The following is a 289-nucleotide window of genomic DNA, read 5'->3' on the forward strand; positions in this document are numbered from 1 at the left end:
TCGGCCTCGGCCGTCTGCAAGCGCTTGCGCAACTGTTCGCCGGAGATTTTCTCGACGGGCTGGAGCTTGATCGAAGCCCGCATTTCGGCAGCTGGCTGACGGCGCAGCGCCGGCGTTTCAGCGCATGCCATGTCGCGGTTCTGGAGCACATCATCGGCCTCGTTCCGCAGGGAGCCGATGAGGGCGGCACCTATATCGACAAATGGCTGGAGCTTGCGCCCTTCGACGGCCGTGCACATGTGGCGCTGCTGGAAAACCTCGCGCGGCGCGGGCAGATCGGAAGAGCACA

The 289-nt window shown here is 64.7% G+C and carries 1 pseudogene; it reads left to right on the top strand.

Annotated features, from left to right (window positions below):
- Window positions 1-289 (top strand): annotated as a pseudogene (locus tag EN818_RS32080) (transcriptional regulator); the annotation flags it as partial.

This window comes from Mesorhizobium sp. M3A.F.Ca.ET.175.01.1.1, assembly GCF_004791945.1.
GTDB lineage: Bacteria > Pseudomonadota > Alphaproteobacteria > Rhizobiales > Rhizobiaceae > Mesorhizobium.